The sequence below is a fragment of the Streptococcus mitis genome (assembly GCF_000722755.1).
GTDB lineage: Bacteria > Bacillota > Bacilli > Lactobacillales > Streptococcaceae > Streptococcus > Streptococcus mitis_CM.
This window is the reverse complement of record NZ_JPFY01000010.1, coordinates 40686-57889: the sequence shown is the minus strand read 5'-3', so window position 1 is coordinate 57889 and position 17204 is coordinate 40686. Positions and strand designations below refer to the sequence as shown.

Sequence of the window (17204 nt, the reverse complement as noted above, 5' to 3'; positions counted from 1 at the left end):
CCTTATTTTGGAATTTTTTTGCTGACTTTTTTATAGGTTTCTCTGCGATTTTCAATCTCACTGAGGAATTGCAGGTAGTTGTCAAAACGGAAGGTGGCAATAACACCTTCTTCAACTGCTGGCTTGACAGCACAGGACGGCTCATGGGTATGGGTACAAGTACGGAACTTGCAGTCTCGACTAACACTAGCAATCTCTGGAAAAGCCTGATTGAGGTCTTCAGCCGTTGACACTTCATAGTCCAAGGATGAAAAACCTGGTGTATCTGCGATTTTACCTCCATTGAGATTATAAAAACTAACTGCTCGAGTAGTGTGGCGCCCGCGACCCAGACTGTCTGAAATTTCTCCTGTTTCAAGATTGAGGTCTGGTGCGATTTTATTGAGAAGAGTTGATTTCCCAACACCTGTCTGCCCCATAAAGACTGTAACCTTGCCTGTTAACAAGGGCAAAAGTTCTTCTTTACTGGTCACAAAGTCGTAGCCGATATCACCATAAGTCTGTTCATAAAAATCCAGTTCTCCTCTATCTTCCAGTAGGTCCATCTTGGAAATATAAACAATAGGATGGATACCTTTATGCTCCAAAAGAACCAAGAAGCGATCCAGTAAATTGCTGTTAAAATCAGGTTCCTTGACAGACATAATTACTACAGCTTGATCAATATTGACAATAGGCGGACGGACCAGACTGTTTTTCCGTTCGTGAATCTTGAGAATATAGCCTTCTGAATTTTCCTCTGCAGAAAAATCTACCAAATCCCCAACGTAGGGAGTATGGCCTTTTTTACGGAAATTCCCACGCGCGCGCGTCTGATAAACCCGGCCATCACTTTCCACATAGTAGAACCCAGCCAAGGCTTTAATAATTTGTCCGTGCATCTTAGAGTCCTTGCCCTTTAAGCGCGTCTGCTAGGCTGGCAAATTCTTCCAAGCTAAGAGCCTCCCCACGCACACTTGGTGACAATCCTGCTTGGTCTAAGGCCTTGGTCAACTTATCTTTGATTTCCTCGGTCTTACCAAAGTAACCTGTCAAGTTATTCCACAAAGTCTTGCGACGATGAGTGAAGCTAGCCTTTGAAACCTTAAAGAAGAAGTTCTCGTCTTCAACTGCTACGGCTGGTTCTGGACGACGCACCATTTTCAAAATAGCAGAGTCCACATTTGGCGCTGGCACAAAGACCGTACGAGGCACGATGAAGGCAACCTTGGCAGTCATGTAATACTGCACTGCAATCGACAAGCTACCATAGGCCTTGGTGTTAGGCTGGGCTGAGATACGATCCGCCACTTCTTTTTGCATCATGACCACAAACTCACTAAACGGAATCCCACTCTCAATCAAGTGCATGAGAATAGGCGTCGTGATATAGTAAGGCAAATTAGCCACTACCTTGATTGGCAGGTCAGGATTTTTAAAATTCTGGATATGCTGCGCCAAACCGACCTTGAGAATGTCCTCGTTAACTACGGTCACATTATCAAAATCACGTAGGGTATCTGCCAAAATCGGTACCAAACGGTGATCGATCTCAAAGGCCATAACTTCTGCCGCACGCTCAGCCAAAAATTCTGTCAAGGCACCAATACCTGGCCCAATTTCAATAACATTGACCTGATCATCAATTTCAGCCGTATCCACAATTTTTTGAAGGATATTGGTATCCGTCAAGAAATTTTGCCCAAAGGACTTTTTAAAGGTAAAACCGTGACGCTCCAGCACTGCCTTGGTCACGCTATAATCTGCAATTCTCATTTATTCTCTTTTCTAATATCTGTTACTTCTATTGTAACACATTCCCCTTACATTTGGGGTCTGCTTAGCTGTTCTCATAAGATTTCATAGCTTCTTCCACTTCTGTCAAGGTGATCCCAAATAACTCTAAGCGCTTGAGGAGTTGCTTGCCGTTGGAATAGCCGATTCGGAGAGCCTCTCCTAGATATTCTCTGCGCTTACGGCTATCTGCCCCTGCTAGAAAACCAAGGCGAATCAAGTCGCTACGACTGATGTCAAACTGACTCTCATGTTCAAATTGTTCTGTAACCTGAGCTAGAGCCGTTTTCAGGTCTTCATAGCTAGCATGCTCAATTCCCAGAGAACGTCCCTTGGTTTTGGACTTGGGAACAGCTTCATCTCGTTTGAGGAAGGCATGCTGAACTGTTGGGATGGCCGTCATAATCATGCGGCGAATCCGCTCCCCATTAAAATCTGGGTCTGTAAAGACAATGACTCCATGACGTTGGTGCAAGCGCTGAATCCGCTCTAGATCCTGCTCATTGATGGCAGAACCTCGTGTCTCATAGGTCTCTACATCGAAATAGCGTTTGAGATTGGCCGTATCATCGCGCCCTTCGACCACGATAACTTGAGAAATTTTTTCTTTCATTACTTGCTGTCCAATCCCAAAATTCGTTCTGCATTTGCAGTCGTTGCTGCCGATAACTCCTCGGTCGTCATGCCACGCAGATCCGCGATAAAATCTACTACATAGCGAGTATAGGCTGTTTTGTTTTCGCGACCACGTTTAGGAACAGGAGCCAAATAAGGCGCATCCGTTTCTACCAAAATCTTGTCCAAAGGAAGTTCTCTAGCCGCCTCTTGGATATCGGTTGCCTTCTTGAAAGTCACCACTCCTGAGAAGGAAATGGTCATACCAAGCTCCACAAACTTCTCTGCCCACTCAAGAGTTCCTGAGAAAGAATGCATGATGCCACCTCGAGGACCAACTCCCTCGCTCTTGATAATCTCATAGGTATCTTCCAGCGCATCACGGGTATGGACCACAAAAGGCAAATTCAAGTCCTTGGATAACTGAATCTGACGGCGAAAAACCTTCTCCTGCACTTCCTTAGGCGCTGTCATCCAATGGTAGTCCAAGCCAATCTCACCCAAGGCAACTACTTTGGGATGCTTGAGCTTGTCAAGCAAGTAGGCTTCAATCTCCTCTGTATAAGTACCAGCTTCTGTAGGATGCCAACCAATGGTTGCGTAGAGTTGGTCGTACTCATCCACCAACTCCAAAGCACGCTCAATCGTCGGTTTATCAAAACCAACAATATTCATCTGTGTCACACCCATCTCAGCAGCCAAAGCAATTTCTTCCGCCTCACGACCTGCAAATTCTTCTACATTCAAGTGTGTATGTGTATCAAAAATCATCTCTTCTAACCTCGTTTTCTATCTACTATTATAGCAAAAAAACTGACCTCTCTCCTCATCTGAAAAAAATATTCTAAAACCCATTATCATCTCTTGACGCTCTTTTTCCAAAGCAGTATAATAACACTTATTGAATTTTTCAACAAAGGAAACAACTATGTTTACAAAATTAAAACAGACCTTTATCGGTCGTCCTCTTAAATCCTTAACCGAAGGCGAAGGGGGACTACTGGGAAAAATGCAGGCACTAGCCATGTTGTCAAGCGACGCTCTGTCCTCCATCGCCTATGGACCTGAGCAAGTAGTCCTCGTCTTGGCTAGTCTCTCTCCTCTAGCTATATGGTGGAGCCTTCCTATCGGCCTCTTTGTCCTCCTGCTTCTAGCTAGCCTGACCGTTTCCTACCGTCAAATCATCCATGCCTATCCTCAAGGGGGAGGGGCCTATATGGTTACTCGAGAAAATCTATCTCCAGAACTTGGCTTGATTGCTGGAGGTAGTCTTCTGGTTGACTATATGCTAACCGTAGCGGTATCTGTTTCATCTGGAGCTGACGCTATCACAGCAGCTCTCCCTGCCCTCCACCCTTACAACCTCCACATCTCCATTTTTCTGGTTTGCTTGCTCATGCTCTTGAACTTACGAGGGTTGAAAGAATCTGCCAGTTCACTGATGATTCCTGTCTATCTCTTTATCATCAGTACTGTCTTTCTCTTGCTCTATGGAATCTTTCAACTAATGACAGGGTCTCTCAGCTATCAGGCAACTTCACCTATTGGGCATACTGTTCCGAGCCTGTCTATCGTTCTCATTCTAAGAGCCTTTACCAGCGGCTCTGCCTCTCTGACAGGGGTTGAAGCTATTTCAAATGCCGTTCCCTTTTTCAAGGCTCCAAAAGAAAAGAATGCCGCTCAAACCTTGACCATTATGTCACTGATTTTAGGTTTTCTTTTTGCAGGCATTACCTTCCTAAACTACTGGATGGGGATTCTGCCTCAACACGGAGAAACTATTCTTTCACAGATGGCTCAAGGCATCCTTGGTAATTCCTTCTTAGGTCACCTTGGCTATTATATCTTCCAATTCTCCACAGCCTTGATTTTAGCCGTAGCTGCAAATACTGGCTTTTCAGCCTTCCCTATGCTAGCTTACAATATGGCTAAAAACAAATACATGCCCCATCTCTTTATGGAAAAAGGAGACCGCCTAGGCTACTCTAATGGAATTTTAACTCTGGCATTTGGAGCTATGATTCTTCTTCTCATTTTTAATGGCAATACCGAACGTTTGATTCCCCTTTATACTATCGGGGTCTTCGTTCCCTTTGCCCTTTCTCAGACTGGGATGATTCTCCATTGGAAAAAAGAAAAAGGGGCAAATTTCTTAAAACCTGCCCTTGCCAATATCCTTGGAGCTATCATTTGCTACGCTATCGTGCTAATCCTGCTCTTTTTCCGTCTCAGTGATATCTGGCCTTTCTTCCCGATTATTCTCGTACTCACCTTACTCTTCTTGGCGATTCACAGTCATTATCAAAAAGTAGCCCAACAACTGCGTCTCTATGAAGGCATCGAAAAACGTACCTACAATGGAAATCTAGTTCTCGTCCTAGTAGGAAATGTCACCCGCGTCAGCGTTGGAGCCATTAACTATGCCCAAAGTATCGGAGATGAAGTCCTAGCCATGCACATTTCTACTAAGGAAACAACAGAGAAAGACCAAGAAATTCTCCAAGAATTTGCCGATTACTTTCCAACTATTACTCTGAAAAATATCAAGACCAGCTACCGCGACATCATCACCCCTACTGTCAAGTATGTCAAACGAATCTCTGAAGATGCCCAGAAAAAGAACTATACAGTCACTGTCCTGGTACCCCAGTTTATCCCTAATAAACCTTGGCAAAATATTCTACACAATCAGATGAGTCTCAAACTCAAATACGCCCTTCGTTGGCACCAAGATGTCGTTGTCGCTAGCTATTCTTATCACTTAAAAGAATAAAGAAAAGGCCCTACCAGAACCAAGAAGCTCTGGTAGGGCCTTTTTCTGAATCCAGTCACTATGCTTATACTCTTCGAAAATCTCTTCAAACCACGTCAGTTTCATCTACAACCTCAAAACCATGTTTTGAGCTGACTTCGTCAGTTCTATCTATAACCTCAAAGCAGTGCTTCGAGCAGCCTGTGGCTAGCTTCTAGTTTGCTCTTTGATTTTCATTGAGTATTAACTGAAAAGAATGACTAGGCATATTATTGAATGTGGTTAGCTAAATCTTCCTGAGCTTTTTTATTTGACTCAGCTTTTTCTTTTAGCCATTTTTCATAGAGTTCTTGGTACTGTTTAGCAGTTACTGGCTCTTTTTGCAATTCAACATATTTGTAGTTGTCCGCATTTCCCTTATGACCAACGAATGAGAATGGACCTGTAAACGGTACAGTCTTACGGAAGATTGGATTAGCTCCACCACTTTGAACTGGTAGGAAGAGGGCGCTATCTGTCAACCAAGCTTGGGCTTCAGCATATTTTTCATAGCGAGCTTGAGTATCTGTGATTTCCGAATCTGCCTGATCCAAGAGTTTCTTATAGTCAGCAAGACCAATCTTATCCTTAACTTCCTTGTCTTTTCCTTCAGACAAGCCCATGTTTTTCAACTGAGAACCAGTCTCTGGATCTAAAATCGCTAGGTAAGTCTTCGGATCTGAGTAGTCTCCACCCCATCCTGAGACGTCAATATCGTAGTCTTTTTGTTCTGCTGTATCTGCAAAGTAGGTTGCCTGATCTTTTTCATCTGGAGAAAGTTGGATAACATCGATGACCACATTCTCCTTACCAAGGGTTTCTTCCACTGTTTGTTTGAAAGAGCCGGCCTGTTGCACATCTAATTTAGCAGTCTGGTCAACTGGCATATCCAAATGAATTGGGAAGGTTACTCCCTGAGCTTGCAGACTTTCTTTAGCCTTAGCAAATTTCTCTTTGGCCTTGTCAGGGTTCAAGAAGGCTTGCTTACCATCGTTTAGGTTGATATTTGCCCAATCTTTACCGTAGTTGACAATTTTTTCATTGACAATATCACCGAAGTTCTTATCGCCAACTTGGACAAAGTTACTTGGTGTAATCGTGTTACGCAAGATACGGTCTGCTCCATCTTCACCATTTGTCTGCGCTGCATAAGCATGACGGTCAAAGGCAAAGTTGATAGCCTGACGGAAATCTTTATTTTGCATAGCTGCGCGTGAATCTGTCTTTTCCTTATCAGACTGTTTCATAGTCTGCTTGTAGCTTTGACGATTCACGTTGAAAAGGTAATAGAAAGTAACTGAGTTTTGCGGTGTATAGGTAATCTTGTCCTCATTCCCCTTCTTGAGTTCAGCAAATACTGAACTTGTTGGGAAGATACGACCATCAGTATAGTTACCATCCAAGAAACCTCTTGCAATGCTATCTTGGTCAGAACCGTCAAAGAAAGAAAGTTTCACTTTCTCGATTTTAACATTGTCCTTATCCCAGTAATTAGGGTTCTTATCAAATTCAATTAAAGATTTTGATGTGAAGGACTTAAACAAGTAAGGACCATTTGACAAGATACTTGATGGCGTCACACTTCCAAAGTCATCTCCCTTAGACTTCAAGAAAGCTTCGTTTACAGGACTAAGGATACTTGCTGTTGTTTTAGAATTCCAATAAGTCTCAGGTTGGTTGAGGGTGTATTGGAGTGTGTAATCATCCACTGCCTTAACACCAACAGTTTCAAAATCAGATGATTTCCCTTCAACATAGTCTGCTAGCCCTTTGATAGAATCTTGTACCAAGTACAAGTTTTCAGCCTTTTTATCAGCCGCATACTTAAGACCAGTCACAAAGTCATGAGCTGTTACATCCGCATACTCTTCTCCTTCAGAAGTGTACCATTTTGCCCCCTGACGGATCTTATAAGTGTAGGTCAAACCATCTTTTGAAACTGTCCATGACTCAGCCATAGACGGGATGAGATTGCCATATTGGTCATTTTCCAACAAACCATCAATCAAGTTGGTTGTGATACTAGATGTAGAGTCTCGGGTAGAAGTAATATAATCCAAGGTATCTGGGTTATTGACAAAGATATAAGAGTAAGTCTTGTCTACATTACTTGATTGAGATGATCCACACGCTGCTAAAGCTAGACCTGCTGTCAAAGCCATAGCTCCAAAAAGCATAACTTTTGATTTCTTCATGATTATTCTCCAATTTTACAGTATGTGAAATATTATACACTATTCAAGCAAAAATATAAAGCTTTTTGTACTTTTTTACAAAAATAAAAATCAGTAGACTCGAGTTCCTACTGATTTTTGATATGGTTCGTTTGGATTATGCAGCCAAAACTTTGCGTCCTTTACGACGACGAGCTGCCAATACGCGACGACCGTTTTTAGTTGACATACGGTTACGGAATCCGTGTTTGCGCGCACGACGAAGTTTACTTGGTTGATAAGTACGTTTCACGATGAATACCTCCTCATAGATTTTGTATTCGTTTAGCCGGCTATAAAGTGATCAGTTACTAAACATACTTTACTATTCTATCTGATTCTTTTACTTTTGTCAATAGCTCTAGGCAAATGTTTCCAGCTTTTTCGAATGTAAGCCCTATCTACGATACTGTTTCAAGAAACGAGTCATCTTTTCTTGGATTTGGGCTAGTTCATCGACACGAGGAAGGTAAACGATACGGAAGTGGTCTGGTTCCTGCCAGTTAAAACCTCGACCATGAACCAAGAGAACCTTTTCCTGTTTCAAGAAATTAAGGACAAACTGCTCATCATCATCGATACGGTACATATTACGGTCGATTTTAGGGAAGATATAGAGCCCAGCCTTAGGTTTAACCGCAGACAAACCTGGGATATCCTGAATGGCATTGTAAATGAAATTTCTTTGCTCGTAAATTCGTCCACCAGGAAGGAGCAATTCATCGACTGATTGGTGGCCACCCAAGGAAGTTTGTACGACTTGTTGTGCCAAAACGTTAGAGCAAAGGCGCATATTGGATAGCATATTGAGCCCTTCGATATAGCCCTTGACATGAGTCTTAGGTCCAGACAAGACCATCCAACCCACACGGAAACCAGCAATACGGTGGGATTTTGATAGACCATTCATGCTGACACAGAAGACATCTGGTGCCAAGCTGGCTACAGGCGTATGCACATGTCCATCCATGACCATGCGATCATAAATTTCATCCGCAAAGATAATCAAATCGTTTTGACGGGCAATCTCAATAATCTCCAACAAGAGTTCTTTAGGATAAAGGGCTCCAGTTGGGTTATTTGGATTGATAAGGACGATTGCCTTGGTATTGGAAGTGATTTTTGACTTGATATCATCAATATCTGGATACCATTCTGCAGCTTCATCACAGATATAGTGAACGGCATTTCCTCCAGCTAGACTGACAGCGGCCGTCCATAGAGGATAGTCTGGCATTGGGACTAAGACCTCATCCCCATTATCCAAAAGCCCCTGCATGGACATGACAATCAACTCACTGACACCATTTCCAAGGTAGATATCATCAATATCTACGTTTGGAAATTTTTTCAATTGGCAATACTGCATGATAGCCTTACGGGCTGAGAAAATCCCTTTGGAGTCAGAGTAACCTTCACTATCCCGCGCATTCATAATTAAGTCATGAATGACTTCGTCTGGCGCTGTAAAACCAAATTCTGCTGGATTTCCTGTATTCAGACGTAAAATCTTTTCTCCGTTTGCTCGCATTCGCATGGCTTCTTCCAAAACAGGACCACGGATATCATAAGCAACATGCTCTAACTTACTAGACTTGTTATATTCTTTCATCTTGTTTCCTCAATTCTTCAGGATAGTAACATTATACCACTAGAAAGAGAATGCGACAAGTTTACTGAAATGTGTTACTAGGTTCGTATAGAAGAAAAGCCTCGCTAAAAGCGAGGTCAAGACAGGGGAGATAGCAGGTATTTTGCGAAAGTCACATCACATACCAAAAGATAAACGTAGAAAAAGCAATCCTAAAAAGGAGTCATAAAGAAGATTAAACATGAGGAAAAGCCCCCATATCGTCAAGTAATCCCAACGCCCACTTCGTTTAGCAGCTAGGAATAATAGCAGATGGTAGAATACATGAAAAACTAAAAATCCTATAAAACCTGGATAAAGAAATGATACCAGCCTCTCTAATTGCCAGATTATAATAACTTCTAGCAAGACTGAAACTAGGATGATTCCATAATAAAGGAAATTTGATTTTTTAAAAGCGTTTTTCATCATTCTCCCTCCCTTCACTTCTTTCCTGCTATTCTTTCTTTTATTTTATCATATATTTATATAGATTTTAAACGCTAACATTCTTTTGAAAAATACTTTTTTGCTTTACTTCTATAGTGAAAAGGTTTACAATTATAGTAAGAAAATTTCAGGAGGTTTCATTATGGCACAACGTTACCAAAATATTATGGTCGCAATCGATGGTTCTAAGGAAGCGGACTTGGCTTTTGTCAAGGGAGTTCATTCTGCTCTACGAAACGACGCTAAACTCACCATCGCACATGTCATTGACACACGCGCTCTCCAAAGCGTATCCACCTTTGATGCTGAAGTTTATGAAGAACTCCAAGTCGACGCTGAAAGTCTGATGAAAGAGTACGAAAAACGTGCTAAAGATGCTGGTGTGGCAGATGTTCATATCGTCATTGAAATGGGAAATCCAAAAACCCTCTTAGCACGTACTATTCCAGATGCTGAAGAAGTGGACCTCATCCTTGTTGGCGCAACTGGTCTCAACGCCTTTGAGCGCCTCTTGGTCGGCTCTTCATCTGAATACATCCTCCGCCATGCTAAGGTCGATTTGCTGGTGGTGAGAGAACAAGAAAAAACCTTATAATCACGAAGAAAAGGAGCTCAGCGCTCCTTTTTGTTTACTATTTATACTCTTCGAAAATCTCTTCAAACCACGTCAACGTCGCCTTGCCGTATATATATGTTACTGACTTCGTCAGTTCTATCTACAACCTCAAAACAGTGTTTTGAGCTGACTTCGTCAGTTCTATCTACAACCTCAAAGCAATGCTTTGAGCAGCCTGCGGCTAGTTTCCTAGTTTGCTCTTTGATTTTCATTGAGTATTATTTCTCTCTTTATGGCGTTCATAAGCCTTGAGTTGGCGCTGCAGTTCCTTTTTAATAGCAGGTTCTGGAGCATATTTTTCTTCCCAATCATCTGGTTTTAATATTTTATGGGTCACTGGATCAAAATGAGCCTTGCCATCTGGAAAAATTTTCCCCATATTGGCCTGATGGACAATATCAAAAATTCGTTCTGGGTCCACTCCCATCAAGACAAAACTGCCATAGGTGAAGTAAAGCGTATCAATCAAGGCATCCACCTGCCCTATCAAATCTTGCTGAGCAGGTGTCTTCTTGGCTACTTTATCTGCCGCCTTATCAAGTGCTTGATGAAGTTGCGATAGAGCTTGACCAAAATCCTCTTCAGAAGTGCTGGCAGCTCGAACAAACTCCACCAATTCTTCTATTTTAAAGCCAGCCCTGTGGGTTGCACCTTCTAAATCCCAAGCTCGAGGTTCTTCTTGGGTCCGTTCATCCATCATGTGGTGGAAGGTCTTGACCTTATTGAAATGATAGTCACGGCTGACAAAGACTTTTTCTGAGGCCAGAACACCAAAATGTTCCAGGGCCTTGTGGATTCCATCTTGCTGATTGCTGGTAGTGATGTGCTTGGCAACTTCCTTGACACTGCTACTACCATTTCCCATAGCAACCGACATACCAACACCTGCAAGCATTTCTAGATCGTTATCTGAGTCACCAAAGGCCATCACTTGGTTGAGATCAAAACCATATTCTTTCCCAACTCGGCGAATACCTTCCAACTTAGAGTTTCCTTGATTGATGACATCCGCAGCAAATGGATTACTACGTGTCAATTTCAAGTCTTCAAAATCAGCTGCTGCCTTCTCAGATTCTTCTGGTGTCATCAGCATCAAAACTTGGTAGATAGGCTGATTCATTAGATCAAGCAGGTCTTCTTCCTTTTGGGGAACAACCTTGCTGACCATACGATTAAAGGAATGACTCACCGTCCGAGTTAAAACAGAGGGAACGAAGCGACTGATTCGTTGGGAAAAAGAACCCAAACCAAAGGACATGATTTTAGAACCCAACATGGCATCCTTGGTCCCTAGGGCAATCTCCTTGCCCTCTTTTTTAGAATAAGTAATTAGCTGGCGCAAGTGTAACTTGGAAATAGGACTCGTGAACAAGACTCTGTCTTTAGTAAAGATATACTGGCCATTGTAGGTTACCGCAAAGTCCAAATCCAAATCGTCCATCAATTCCTTAACAAAAAAAGGTCCTCGCCCTGTCGCTACGCCGACAAGTACCCCTTGTTCTTTGACGATTTTAATCGCATCCTTAGTGGATTTCAAAACACTCTTGCGATCGTTGACCAAGGTTCCATCGATATCAAAAAAACAGCTTTGACTTCCATCCTATCCCAATCTCCCCTTTTGTGATACAATGATTATACCACATTTCAGAAAGAGTGAGTAAATCATGCCTAAGAAAATCCTTGTTTTACATACGGGTGGAACTATTTCCATGCAAGCCGATGCTTCTGGCGCTGTTGTGACGAGTTCAGATAATCCCATGAACCATGTGTCCAATCCTCTTGAAGGAATCCAAGTCCACACCTTGGACTTTTTTAACCTGCCAAGCCCCCATATCAAACCCAAGCATATGCTGGCCCTCTACCAAAAAATCAAAGATGAAGCAGATAACTACGATGGAGTGGTGATCACACACGGGACAGATACTTTAGAGGAAACAGCCTATTTCCTTGATACCATGGAAGTTCCCCATATACCTATCGTTCTAACAGGTGCCATGCGCAGCTCCAACGAACTCGGAAGTGACGGTGTCTATAATTATCTAAGTGCTTTACGAGTGGCTAGCGATGACAGGGCTGCTGACAAAGGAGTTTTGGTCGTTATGAACGATGAAATCCACGCTGCCAAGTATGTTACCAAAACGCATACAACCAACGTCAGCACCTTCCAGACTCCAACACACGGGCCACTTGGTCTGATTATGAAACAGGAAATCCTCTACTTTAAAACAGCTGAACCTCGTGTCCGCTTTGACCTTGATCACATACAAGGATTAGTCCCTATCATCTCTGCTTATGCTGGTATGACAGATGAGCTGATTGATATGCTGGATTTGGAACAATTGGACGGTTTGATTATCCAAGCCTTCGGAGCTGGTAATATTCCAAAAGAAACGGCTCAAAAATTAGAAAGCCTTCTGCAAAAAGGAATACCAGTCGCCCTGGTTTCACGATGCTTTAACGGTATTGCCGAGCCTGTTTATGCCTACCAAGGTGGGGGCGTGCAGTTGCAAAAATCTGGTGTCTTCTTTGTTAAAGAACTCAACGCCCAAAAAGCCCGCTTGAAACTCCTCATCGCCCTCAATGCCGGACTAACAGGGCCAGCTTTGAAAGACTATATGGAAGGGTAAGTCTCTTCTCTAAAAACAAATCAGGAAATCTTCACGATTCCCTGATTTTTTCTATTTCCGTTTTCGTGTCGAACGACGTTCTGTCAAACCATGAGGTAAGAGAACTTCACGTTCTTCCAACTCTTCCTTGTGCATAATCTTAGTCAACATACGCATACTAATAGCACCAAGGTCATAAAGAGGTTGGGCAATAGTTGTCAAGTTTGGACGGGTAAAGCGTGAGATTTGTGAATCATCACTAGTAATGATTTCAAATTCTTCTGGTACTGACACACCCTTATCAGCAAGACCGTTCAAGACACCTGCTGCCAATTCATCACCTGTTACAACTGCTGCAGTTGCGTTTGATGAAATCAAGCGTTCTGCCAAGGCATAGCCGTCTTCATAAGTGTATTTAGATTCAAATACCAATCCTTCGCTATAAGAAATCCCTGCTTTTTTCAAGGCTTCCTTGTAGCCAACCAAACGAACCTTACCATTGATGTCATCCACTAATGGACCGCTTACGAAAGCAATGCGCTCATTTTCTTTAGCAAGGTAGGTCACTGCATCAATCGTAGCTTGTTTGTAGTCAATATTGACACTTGGAAGCTGATGTTCTACATCCACAGTTCCTGCAAGAACAACCGGTGTCCGAGAACGAGAAAACTCTGAACGAATTTTTTCAGTCAAGTGGTAACCCATAAAGATGATACCATCTACTTGCTTAGAAAACAGTGTATTGACAACTGAAACTTCCTTGTCATCGTCCTCATCACTATTAGCAAGGACAATATTGTACTTGTACATTTCAGCGATATCATCAATCCCTTTAGCAAGCGTTGAGAAATAACCATTGGTAATATTGGGGATCACGACACCGACAGTGGTTGTCTTTTTACTTGCAAGACCACGCGCCACAGCATTTGGACGGTAATCCAAACGATCAATCACCTCAAGTACTTTTTTACGGGTATTCTCTTTTACATTCTTATTGCCATTGACTACACGGCTAACCGTCGCCATTGAAACTCCTGCTTCACGGGCGACATCATAAATCGTTACTGTATCGTCTGTATTCATTCCATTTCCTTTCTATATCATACCTCACGAGACTCCAAAAAAGAGACGGTATGAAAATTTCGTTTTCATGCTTCTACTTATTCCATTTTATCACTATTTGTAAACACTTTCAAGCTTTTTTTGAAGATTATTTGAAAAAATTTCATAGAAAGCTATGTTTATGAAGAAAAAATCGCCTTTTCTTGATTTTTAATCCTATTTGCTGTATGATAAGGGAAAAGAAAGGGGGAAGAAATATGGCTTTTACCAATACCCATATGCGGTCAGCTAGTTTTGGCATTGTTACCAGCTTGCCTGATGATGTTATTGACTCTTTTTGGTACATCATCGACCACTTCTTAAAAAATGTCTTTGAATTGGAGGAAGAACTCGAGTTTCAATTGCTCAATAACCAAGGAAAAATTACCTTCCACTTCTCAAGTCAACACCTCCCTACAGCCATTGATTTTGACTTTAACCACCCTTTCGACCCTCTTTATCCCCCGAGAGTTCTGGTTTTAGATATGGATGGTAGAGAGACTATCCTCCTCCCAGAAGAAAATGACCTATTTTAAAAACTCTAGCCTTCAGTTGCAAGTGACTGAAAACTAGAGTTTTTTCTATTGTTTCAAAGCATTATACAAGTTGCGGATCGGTTGCTTTAATGTCGGATGGATAAAATGAGGCGCAATTTCCTGTAAGGACTCAAGGACAAAAAGGCGTTCCGCTATATAAGGATGAGGCAAGATAAGGTCGTCTGTATAAAGAATCAGATCCTCCACAAAGAGCAAGTCCAAATCAATCAAACGAGGCCCCCAATGTACTTCTCTCACCCGTCCCATCTCTGACTCAATGGCTAACAAGGTCTCTAATAGAACTGGGGCCGGCAACCAGGTTTCAACCTCAACCACTTGATTAGCAAAGCTATCTTGCTCGACACCTCCCCAAGGCTCCGTCGTCAAGACACTGGACTCTTTGAGAATATGGATACCTTGAGCTCGCATGTTCTCAATGGCTTGTTTCAAGTTTGCTTGTTTATCTCCCATATTGCTTCCTAGGGCGATAAAGGCTCGTTGCTTGCGGCGATGAATGGTTACCGAGCAAGTATCTAGTGGCAAATGCACTGGCGCCCAAGGTTTTTTCAGTTCCAGCTTTATTTCTTGGACAAGAGGATAGGCCTCAAAGGTACGTTCTACCAGTTTGTAGGCTACCGTTTCAATCAAGTCCTCAGTTGTTTCCTGAAACCAAGCCGTCCACTGCTGACACAATTCTCCGTAATGGACAGAGGCTGTTAAATCCAAGTCTGTAGCCGCCTTGGTCATATCATAGGATAGGATTGCGGAAATAACAAACTTTTGCCCTAATTCTTTCTCACTAGGAAAAAGACCATGATAGGCAAAAATTTCCAAATCCTTAATCTGCAGTTGATCCATAATGATTCCTTTCTAGAAAAATCCGCTTCAAGCGGATTTTTTTATACTCAATGAAAATCAAAATGCAAACTAGAAAGCTAGCCGCAGGCTGCTCAAAACACTGTTTTGAGGTTGCAGATGAAAGCTGACGTGGTTTGAAGAGATTTTCGAAGAGTATTATAGTCCCATTAAACGATAAGCTTGGTCTCGAAGGTCCTTATCTGTTTCAAATAGACCTCTAGCTACTGTCGTCAAGGTTGCAGTTCCTGGTTTTCTGACACCACGCATGCTCATACACATATGTTCCGCCTCAATGACAACAAAGGCTCCTTTAGCACCTAGATAGTCCATCAAGGCATCGGCCACTTCGATATTCAAACGTTCTTGAATTTGTGGTTTTTTAGAATAAACTTCAACCGTACGGGCTAGCTTAGACAAACCTGCCACACGACCATCTGGAATGTAGGCAATATGTGCTCTACCATAAAATGGCAAGAAGTGGTGTTCACACATGGTATGGAAAAAAATATCCTTTTCTACCACCATATTATCGTCAATAATCTCAAAGGATTTTGACAAATGTTCCTCCGCTGTTTGACCAAGACCTGAAAAAATCTCTTGGTACATACGAGCCACACGAGCAGGTGTTTCCTGCAAGCCCTCGCGGTTAGCGTCCTCTCCGACGGCCTCGATAATCATTTTTACAGCTGCTTCAATCTTTTGTGTATCCATTCTCGTTTTTCCTCTCCATCAGATAGGCTCTCACTTGGCTCAAGAAATACAAGGAACCTGTGACAATCCTAACTGTTTTTTTCTCTTCTTTTTTATCTGTCAATTTCTGCTCTAGAAAATCCTGCCAACCTTGGTAGCTGAGATTTCTAGACTTAGCTGCCTCTTCCAGCACGCTTTCATCAGTCGCCCGACTATCGTCAAAATGTGTCAGAGTAAGCTCGGTATCTGGCATGGCCCCCAGCAAGTCCAACATATCTTCCAAGGCCTTGGTTTTGATACAAGTAAAGAGGATTTCCTTACTATAATCCGCAAAGCGTTCTTGCAAGGTTGCTAATAAAGCCTTGATAGCATGGGGATTGTGGGCTCCATCCAAAATCATCAAGGGTTCTCTTGACACGACCTCCAGACGCCCCGGCCATCTTGTTTCTTCCAGAGCTTTAGCAAGTAAGGTATTAGCTGGTAGCTCTCGACCATCTTCTTGACAAAAATTATCAAGTAAAGCTATGGCCATCCCAGCATTCTCTATCTGGTGCAAACCAAGCAAACCAGTCTGGAAGCGACCTTGTCTGACAACACTTGTATAGTCAAAGACTTGACCTGTCACCACACTTTCTTTATGACGAACCTGATAATTTGCCCCGTAGGCAAGTCGCGGAGTATCTTTCCCTTCCGCAATGTGGTCAATCACAGCCAAAGCTTCTGGAGCGATACGACCTGTTACCAAGGGAATACCTTGTTTGATAATACCAGCTTTCTGAACTGCTATGGCTTCCAAGGTGTCACCAAGTAGGGCTACATGGTCCAGTCCAATAGTCGTAATTCCTGTTAAAATTGGCTGGCAGACATTGGTACTATCTAAAAGCCCACCCATGCCGACTTCCATGATAGCCACATCTACTTGCTCTGAGGCAAAGTAATCATAGGCTATAGCTGTAATTATTTCAAACTCAGTTGTACCCTGCAAATTGGTAGCCGATTCCCCTTCCAACAAAGACTGATAGTCTGCCATGAGGGCTTCTAGTCTCGCTTCTGGGATAGATTCCCCATTGATGCTAATCTGGTCTGTGTAATGAATGAGATAGGGCGAGCTAAACACGCCAACTCTCAGCCCTAGCTTTTCCAACATATTTTTCAAAAAAGCAATGGTCGAACCCTTGCCATTGGTCCCTCCGATATGGATGACCTTGAGTTTGAGATGGGGATTGCCACGCAAAGCTAATAGTTCCTCCATTCGTTCCAAGCCAAAATGCGGTTGGTCCGTCCGGTAGTTAGCAATCCACTGATTGTTTTGAATTTCTTTCATC

The 17204-nt window shown here is 42.5% G+C and carries 16 protein-coding genes and 1 pseudogene; 4 read left to right on the top strand and 13 right to left on the bottom strand.

Features of this window, described 5'->3' with window-relative positions; genetic code table 11:
- Positions 1 to 2 precede the first annotated feature (2 nt).
- From rsgA to SK578_RS01445, 4 genes are all read right to left on the bottom strand, one after another.
- Positions 3 to 881 carry a ribosome small subunit-dependent GTPase A gene (gene rsgA / locus SK578_RS01460; protein WP_042750010.1) on the bottom strand — a complete coding sequence of 293 codons (879 nt, stop codon included), beginning with the start codon at positions 879 to 881 and terminating at the stop codon, positions 3 to 5.
- A gap of 1 nt (position 882) precedes the next feature.
- Positions 883 to 1755, bottom strand: a complete 873-nt coding sequence (gene rsmA, locus SK578_RS01455; RefSeq protein WP_042750008.1) for a 16S rRNA (adenine(1518)-N(6)/adenine(1519)-N(6))-dimethyltransferase RsmA — start codon at positions 1753 to 1755, stop codon at positions 883 to 885.
- A 64-nt stretch (positions 1756 to 1819) separates the two neighbouring features.
- Positions 1820 to 2386 carry a ribonuclease M5 gene (rnmV, locus tag SK578_RS01450; protein WP_042750007.1) on the bottom strand — a complete coding sequence of 189 codons (567 nt, stop codon included), beginning with the start codon at positions 2384 to 2386 and terminating at the stop codon, positions 1820 to 1822.
- Positions 2386 to 3159 carry a TatD family hydrolase gene (locus tag SK578_RS01445; protein ID WP_042750006.1) on the bottom strand — a complete coding sequence of 258 codons (774 nt, stop codon included), beginning with the start codon at positions 3157 to 3159 and terminating at the stop codon, positions 2386 to 2388. Before SK578_RS01445 ends, rnmV begins: the two co-directional genes overlap by 1 nt.
- 157 nt (positions 3160 to 3316) lie before the next feature.
- Between SK578_RS01445 and SK578_RS01440 the strand changes: the two genes are divergently transcribed.
- Complete coding sequence (locus SK578_RS01440) at positions 3317 to 5161, top strand: APC family permease (RefSeq protein ID WP_042750004.1); 1845 nt, start codon at positions 3317 to 3319, stop codon at positions 5159 to 5161.
- A 248-nt stretch (positions 5162 to 5409) separates the two neighbouring features.
- Here SK578_RS01440 and SK578_RS01435 read toward each other — a convergent pair whose 3' ends face one another.
- The 4 genes from SK578_RS01435 to SK578_RS01420 form a co-directional block, all read right to left on the bottom strand.
- Entirely contained in the window at positions 5410 to 7374 is a 1965-nt protein-coding gene (locus SK578_RS01435; RefSeq protein ID WP_042750003.1) for a peptide ABC transporter substrate-binding protein, read from the bottom strand.
- Between the two features lie 136 nt (positions 7375 to 7510).
- Entirely contained in the window at positions 7511 to 7645 is a 135-nt protein-coding gene (gene rpmH / locus SK578_RS01430; RefSeq protein WP_000831905.1) for a 50S ribosomal protein L34, read from the bottom strand.
- A 144-nt stretch (positions 7646 to 7789) separates the two neighbouring features.
- A complete protein-coding gene (locus tag SK578_RS01425; RefSeq protein WP_000666457.1) occupies positions 7790 to 9004 on the bottom strand; it encodes a pyridoxal phosphate-dependent aminotransferase in 1215 nt (404 codons plus the stop codon).
- A gap of 156 nt (positions 9005 to 9160) precedes the next feature.
- Positions 9161 to 9454, bottom strand: coding sequence for a hypothetical protein (locus SK578_RS01420; RefSeq protein ID WP_042750001.1), 294 nt, complete (start codon positions 9452 to 9454; stop codon positions 9161 to 9163).
- A 160-nt stretch (positions 9455 to 9614) separates the two neighbouring features.
- Between SK578_RS01420 and SK578_RS01415 the strand changes: the two genes are divergently transcribed.
- Positions 9615 to 10067 (top strand): universal stress protein, encoded by a 453-nt coding sequence (locus tag SK578_RS01415; protein WP_000079148.1) that lies wholly within the window; start codon positions 9615 to 9617, stop codon positions 10065 to 10067.
- A 229-nt stretch (positions 10068 to 10296) separates the two neighbouring features.
- Here SK578_RS01415 and SK578_RS01405 read toward each other — a convergent pair.
- A pseudogene (locus SK578_RS01405) lies at positions 10297 to 11687 on the bottom strand (Cof-type HAD-IIB family hydrolase).
- Between the two features lie 65 nt (positions 11688 to 11752).
- Here SK578_RS01405 and SK578_RS01400 point away from each other — a divergent pair.
- Positions 11753 to 12715, top strand: a complete 963-nt coding sequence (locus SK578_RS01400) for an asparaginase (RefSeq protein WP_042749995.1) — start codon at positions 11753 to 11755, stop codon at positions 12713 to 12715.
- A 51-nt stretch (positions 12716 to 12766) separates the two neighbouring features.
- Here the strand turns inward: SK578_RS01400 and ccpA are convergent, their stop codons facing one another.
- On the bottom strand, positions 12767 to 13777 hold the full coding sequence (gene ccpA / locus SK578_RS01395; protein WP_001090627.1) for a catabolite control protein A: 1011 nt from the start codon (positions 13775 to 13777) through the stop codon (positions 12767 to 12769).
- A 236-nt stretch (positions 13778 to 14013) separates the two neighbouring features.
- Here ccpA and SK578_RS01390 point away from each other — a divergent pair, with 236 nt between their 5' ends.
- Positions 14014 to 14331, top strand: a complete 318-nt coding sequence (locus SK578_RS01390) for a DUF960 domain-containing protein (protein ID WP_000886035.1) — start codon at positions 14014 to 14016, stop codon at positions 14329 to 14331.
- Positions 14332 to 14376: 45 nt separating this feature from the next.
- On the opposite strand, the gene folK is transcribed toward SK578_RS01390, so the two are convergent.
- The 3 genes from folK to SK578_RS01370 all read right to left on the bottom strand — a co-directional run bounded on the left by folK (position 14377) and on the right by SK578_RS01370 (position 17203).
- Positions 14377 to 15189: a 2-amino-4-hydroxy-6-hydroxymethyldihydropteridine diphosphokinase gene (gene folK, locus SK578_RS01385; protein WP_042749993.1), complete on the bottom strand. Its 813-nt coding sequence runs from the start codon at positions 15187 to 15189 to the stop codon at positions 14377 to 14379.
- A 156-nt stretch (positions 15190 to 15345) separates the two neighbouring features.
- A complete protein-coding gene (gene folE, locus SK578_RS01375; RefSeq protein WP_000380916.1) occupies positions 15346 to 15900 on the bottom strand; it encodes a GTP cyclohydrolase I FolE in 555 nt (184 codons plus the stop codon).
- Positions 15881 to 17203 carry a bifunctional folylpolyglutamate synthase/dihydrofolate synthase gene (locus tag SK578_RS01370; protein WP_042749990.1) on the bottom strand — a complete coding sequence of 441 codons (1323 nt, stop codon included), beginning with the start codon at positions 17201 to 17203 and terminating at the stop codon, positions 15881 to 15883. Before SK578_RS01370 ends, folE begins: the two co-directional genes overlap by 20 nt.
- Between the last annotated feature and the right edge of the window lies 1 nt (position 17204).